Genomic DNA, 5328 nt, shown 5'->3' on the forward strand with positions numbered 1-5328 from the left:
ACTTCATCACCTTCAGCAGCGACCAGAACTTCGTCGACGAGCGTTCCTGTCGGCACTCCGAAGAAGGGGCGACCCGGGCTCCAGTGACTCCCCGGATCGGTCATCGGCGACCAGCAAGCGTGGTCGATCTCGGCCAGACGCGGCCCGTCATCCACGCGAGCAGGGCGAACGCTGGCCATGACTCGACGTTACGCCCATCACTGTGACGTCGCAGGGGCGCATTCAGCGATGCCTTGGCCTCGCTGTAGCCGACCGGGCCGGTGGAGGGGATGGCGGCGTTGATTGACGAAACGTTGACCATCGCACCGCGGCTGTTGATGAGGTGGGGCAACGTGGACCGGGCCATGCGGATTGCGGTTTAGAGGTTTCGTTCGAGCAGGTCGGTCCACTGCTCGTCCGGGATCTCAAGGAACCCGGCGAGGGTCTGGGGCCCAAAGTCTCCGGCGCCGACACAGTTCACGACGCCGTCGATTCCTGCGCCGAGGTCGAGTGCAGCCTCGGTGACCACTGAAGCAGCGTCGGGGTCGGTGAGGTCAACGGGCACCACGACCCGGGCCACCTCGGCGAGCTCCGGGGTGGGCGTGCGGGTTGCGCCGATAAGTCGGGCGCCTTCCGCGGCCATGGCCCGAGCCGTTGCGAGGCCGATACCGTGTCCCGCCCCAGTGACGATCACGACCTTGTTCTGCAGCTGGAGGTCCATCGATCGTGCCTTCCCTCATCTTTTGGAATCGCAATTACACAACTTTGGAGTGCATCCTCTGACCGGTCAGCGGTGCCGACTAGGTGTACTGACCGGACACGTTGATCAAGGATCGGCCGGTGACGCGAGATACTCGCTGCCTGGGCGAGCCGCAGGTTGAAGAGATCAGTGCGGACTTCGCGCGCCGATGGTGGAAGTCCCTGATGGCGAACGCGGTGGCGCTTGTGGAGGATGCCCACGCCCTGGCGGACCGGGGCAGTGCCGGCCGGGCTCAGGCGCTCCTGGTGCTCGCGATGGAGGAAGTGGCGAAGGCGCGCTGGCTTTACGAGGCTGCCGAGTGGGAGTGGGTGCACCTTTGGGCCTCTACGGGGCGGAACCTCGCGAACCTGGCCTGGTTCGGGTTCCGGACGGCCTACGCACCACCCGCGCACCACATGCAGAAAAGCTGCAGGTGGCGGAGCAGTTTGCGTCAGGTCTGGGTGGATTTTGGGACCCAGAGCGTAGGATCGAGTACTACCAGTTGCCGGACTTGGAGACGTTCCGTGGGTTGGCGCGGCAGCGGAACCTCGACAAGCAGGCTGGCTTCTATGTCGACCGTGCAGCCGACCGGATCTCCTCGCCGCTGGACATACCCGCCGGGGGATCGTGGAGCAGATTCGTCGAGCGGCCAAGGTAGTTCAGATGCATCTGATCCAGGACCATACTCGCCAACAAGACGCCTCCGTTCATGGTCGGATCGACTCAGCGGAGGCTCTCCACTGGACGATCTTTCCCTACTCGGACCCCGAGTTCTTCAGCGCGCGAGGCCCTCGTTCGTGCGCTTTACGAGCCGGCGCCGCTCGAACGCGAGCATGAGGTTGATCTGCGCTTCACCCGAGGCGGTGTGCGGGTCGAGGACGCCGGCGTCGCCGGTCTCGACGCTCACGCCGTGCTGCGCCAACTCGAGGATCGTTCCCATCGCCAGGTCTCAGATCGGCAGAGATGCCAGAAGGTTGCCAGCCTGCTCGGCCATCGCGTGCCCAAGGTCCTCCCCGAACGCTGTGGTCACAAGGAACGGCAGCGTCTGAAGTGCTGTTCGCAGCTTCTTGGAGTCATTCGTCTCGACTGCGTCGTCGGCGAGTTCCAATTGAGAGTCCAGTGCGGCGTCGGCCGAGTGGTCGATCCGCTCGGCGCCCCGAATCTGTTCGAGGAAGGCTGCAACGGCCTCGAGGCCGGCGCCGCCCGCGTTGTTGATCGTGGCAGTGTTGCCGTTGCCGTTTTGTTGGAGATTTCCGTTGCCTTGCTGGGTGTACTGCCGCGCGTCCACGCTTACGTGCCCCCCTCCGTGATGAGCGAAGGCCTCAGGACCCAACTCTGAGTCAAGGGCCTGTCGGCCCAGCGGCGTGATGCTGGCAAACAGCAAATGTCCATCACTTTGCCAACCACCCTTCCCCTCGATGCACTTCCGATCCTGCAACGCGCGCACGGCATCCTGAAGCTCCTCGTCGCTGAACGGTTCGCCGTACAGGGGTTCCGCCTGGAGCGAGTCCGTGGAGCGACTACCCGCCGCCAAGCCCTGCAGGATCGCGCACTGTGCGCTTTCGCGGCGAACGCGCTGGCTCTGTCGGCGCGCTGTACTTCGTCCACGAGCCGTGAGGTTAAAGCCGCCTCGCCCCGCAAGGGTTCGATCGTCGATGATGAGTTTCAGACCGACGAGTTCCTCCCGCGCCACTTCCTGTTCGTCCGGATCAAGAACATCCTCAGGAATGATCGGGGCGTGCATTTCGTGGGCGTAGACAAGCGCACGGCTTGCGGCCATCGAGAGCGGCGACATGCGGGACTCCAATCGCGGATCGGCTTGGTTGTGTCAGTAGCCCAGCACAAACTACTGACAACTCGGGTTTCCGGCAGGCTAGCCGCCAAAGACTAGAGCCGTCCATGAGTCCTACTGTCACCTGAGGGCGTTCGCCCATGCTTACTACCACCGCCCGGCACCTCCACCGTGACCCCACCTTCGCCGTGACAGCCTGCCGTCGGACGTGGCCCGACGGAGCAGGGCGCGCCAACGTTCCAAGCGCCCGGGCCGGTGACCAACTTGTCCCACTCGGATCGCCTTGAACCGTAGAGCGCTCCAGGTGGCCCGGATTGCGCTTGGCGCAGGGACATGGCATGGGTAAGCCCCATCACCATGAAGATGCGCCGTCATTCGAAGCGGATCTGCGCCTCCACGTGGCCTCCGCCGCTAGGATCCTTCCACGTCATTTCGACTTCGGCCACACTGCCTCTCAGGTTCGGACTGCCGATGGACTCAAGGTGCCACCCACATCCCGGCTCGAGCGTCGTGCGCGTCCGTGCGTGCGCATCTGGGGCGATTCCCGGCCCATCGGCTCGAACCAAGACCTCCCTCGCGACCCCGCCTCCGTTATTCGTAACAATGAGGCTGGGATTGCTATTTTGCTCAGGCGCAGCCGCCTCGACGCTCAGATCAGCACGCATCGCCGCTGCCGCTGCGCGATCACGATCGGCAACTTCCTCGGCGCGCCGCTCCCCCTCGATTCGCGCCATCGACGTGTCGGCTTTGGCCGATTGGCGGGCATAGACGACGGCGTAGACCGAGGCCAAGAAGGCCAGAACTGAGATCACCAGCGCAGCGATTTCCATATCGCCCAGCTTTGCATGCGTGCCCAGCCAGTACCTCGTAGATGGAGCGACGTACCGCCGTGATCAGACTGATTCCCCCATGGTCTGCACGCCGCGCCTCGCACGCACCCACTCAAGCACGAACGACGACCAATCGGCATTCGCTCCGACCGGCGCCTCCTCGGTTGCCGGCCGCCGACGTGTAGCCCACATTGAGCACGAAAACGAAGACCGCTGGCCGGCGACCCGCTGTTCCGACTCCACAGACCTGGGCGATGGTCGCCCCGGTCCACAGCCCCCTTAGTTACGCAACGTAACCATGAGATGACGCGACAGTGGCCACATCTGAGCGGGTATGGAAGCCGATACTGCGGCACCTTTGCCGGGGTCAGGTTTGGCGCCGAACAAGTTTCGGACCGCGACTAGACGGGTGCCAAGCCCCTCACCCCGGATGACTTCCGTGCCATCTTTGACCACATCCAGATTCCGCCTGGACCGGACCGCGCCCCGCCTGCTTGTGAGCGGGGCGCGAGAATGCCAGAGGACCTCGACCGCTCGATTTTTGAGTTTAACCGGGTCGACAACGTGAGTTTGGAGCCGACTCGACAGACCCTCCCTCGGACCTCTTCGCCGACGTTTCGTGATCCGACCTCGTGACTGAGGCGCCCATCACCAGATGGGTGGACGTGAGAACATCACCTGTTTACGCGAGAAAGGGTCAGCGTCCTAGCCGTTTGTCGAGGTGGGCGAGGTAAACCAGCTCGTGGCTCTTGTACTCGGAGCGTGCTCGGAAAGCTTCGACAACGGCGGTAGCCGCAACCCCACCAGCAGCCGCGCCGAGTGCCGCAGTATCCGGGAGTTTGCCGACAAAGTTTCCGACCGCACTCAAAGTGACGCTGATACTGGCCGGGTTGAGATGAGTGGTTGCTAGTGTTTTCCCGGTGTCGTAGGCGACGCGGGTCGCGGACAGTGACTTCTTCAGGTCGTTGAGCGCTGGACGAACCTCGTCGTGCCACATGGTATCGACCTCGTGGGGCAGGGACTCATCGAGCGGGGCGGACGCGAGACGTTGCGAGAAGGCTGCGACCACGTTGCGGTACTTCGTACGTTCGTCAGTGAGGTCGCTTCGTGCTTCGAGAATGCTGGTCATCGGCGCGTCCGGGAAGGCTGGCAGGTGCTCGATGAGCTGAGTGCCGAGCGTGGCCTTCTTCGCGCTGACGGATATCGCTGCTTCGGCGAAATTCAGGGCGCCATCTTCGCGGAGGCGTGAGGCGGTGACGGCGTCCAGCAGGAGCGCTGAGGCGGGGTCGGATAAGCCAGCAGCGAGGCGGTCGATGAACCATTCGATCTGCTCGTCGGTGTCGCCCTCCAGCGTGAAGTTGTCCCCGATGATGTTGAGAGCACCGGCCTGTTTTGCGGCGTGGAGGGCCTCGGCGTCCTCGGGCGGAAGCGCTCGGTGGGCGTTGCCGCGAATGTCGTCTAGGACGGGCAACCAGTCGGCTTCGAAGGCGTCGCGCAATGAGGCGCCGGGCCTCTGCTTCGAGGCGCGACGCATGATCCGTTTAAAGTTCCCGAGATGCTCTTGGGGTACGCCGAGTCGGTGCAAGGCTGGTGGGTTGAGCTGGGCCATGCGTCGAAGCATGTTGTTCTCGTTGACGTCGCGTAATGCGACGAAGTCCCACAGGATGCTGACCGAAGGGGCGAGGAGGTCCACCTGGTCCGAGTAAAGCAGTGCGCTACGCGCGAGCCGCAGTTCGGTCGATAGGACAACCCTGTTGCTGTCGTCTGGGTCCATCTGGGGTGCAACCGCGATGGTTGTCCGCAGTCCGGCGGGTTTCGGAGTGTGACGTCCCCTGCGGGATGCTCGGCGAGATTGCTTTCCCATGCGTTCTCCTCGGTTGTCGACGTGCGCTGATTGAAGCGCCCTGAGTTTGTTGGAGACTCCTGACCTTGGAAACGAGGATGGGGTTATGCCGAAGGAACTGGCGAATGGGAAGCCGACGACGCGT

The 5328-nt window shown here is 63.6% G+C and carries 6 protein-coding genes and 1 pseudogene; 2 read left to right on the forward strand and 5 right to left on the reverse strand.

Annotated elements, in window-relative coordinates:
- Nucleotides 1-358: 358 nt before the first annotated feature.
- On the reverse strand, nt 359-700 hold the full coding sequence (locus ABH936_RS13970) for an SDR family NAD(P)-dependent oxidoreductase (RefSeq protein WP_006943254.1): 342 nt from the start codon (nt 698-700) through the stop codon (nt 359-361).
- A 203-nt stretch (nt 701-903) separates the two neighbouring features.
- Between ABH936_RS13970 and ABH936_RS13975 the strand changes: the two are divergent.
- Nucleotides 904-990, forward strand: a pseudogene (locus ABH936_RS13975) (AbiV family abortive infection protein); the annotation flags it as partial.
- A gap of 161 nt (nt 991-1151) precedes the next feature.
- Nucleotides 1152-1376: a hypothetical protein gene (locus tag ABH936_RS13980; protein WP_254653945.1), complete on the forward strand. Its 225-nt coding sequence runs from the start codon at nt 1152-1154 to the stop codon at nt 1374-1376.
- A 117-nt stretch (nt 1377-1493) separates the two neighbouring features.
- Here the strand turns inward: ABH936_RS13980 and ABH936_RS13985 are convergent, their stop codons facing one another.
- The 4 genes from ABH936_RS13985 to ABH936_RS14000 form a co-directional block, all read right to left on the reverse strand.
- On the reverse strand, nt 1494-1658 hold the full coding sequence (locus tag ABH936_RS13985; protein ID WP_006943256.1) for a recombinase family protein: 165 nt from the start codon (nt 1656-1658) through the stop codon (nt 1494-1496).
- A 9-nt stretch (nt 1659-1667) separates the two neighbouring features.
- Complete coding sequence (locus ABH936_RS13990) at nt 1668-2513, reverse strand: hypothetical protein (protein ID WP_404603547.1); 846 nt, start codon at nt 2511-2513, stop codon at nt 1668-1670.
- A 368-nt stretch (nt 2514-2881) separates the two neighbouring features.
- Nucleotides 2882-3340, reverse strand: a complete 459-nt coding sequence (locus ABH936_RS13995; protein WP_040014152.1) for a hypothetical protein — start codon at nt 3338-3340, stop codon at nt 2882-2884.
- Between the two features lie 697 nt (nt 3341-4037).
- Entirely contained in the window at nt 4038-5033 is a 996-nt protein-coding gene (locus tag ABH936_RS14000) for a hypothetical protein (protein WP_404603548.1), read from the reverse strand.
- Nucleotides 5034-5328 lie beyond the last annotated feature (295 nt).

Source organism: Dermacoccus sp. GAS27A, from assembly GCF_044909235.1.
GTDB lineage: Bacteria > Actinomycetota > Actinomycetes > Actinomycetales > Dermatophilaceae > Dermacoccus > Dermacoccus nishinomiyaensis.

Bases quoted from the DNA above. Each gene is read 5' to 3' on its own strand.
- ABH936_RS13995 (WP_040014152.1), bottom strand. From the start codon at position 3,340: ATGGAAATCGCTGCGCTGGTGATCTCAGTTCTGGCCTTCTTGGCCTCG.
- ABH936_RS13970 (WP_006943254.1), bottom strand. From the start codon at position 700: ATGGACCTCCAGCTGCAGAACAAGGTCGTGATCGTCACTGGGGCGGGA.
- ABH936_RS13990 (WP_404603547.1), bottom strand. From the start codon at position 2,513: ATGTCGCCGCTCTCGATGGCCGCAAGCCGTGCGCTTGTCTACGCCCAC.
- ABH936_RS13985 (WP_006943256.1), bottom strand. From the start codon at position 1,658: ATGGGAACGATCCTCGAGTTGGCGCAGCACGGCGTGAGCGTCGAGACC.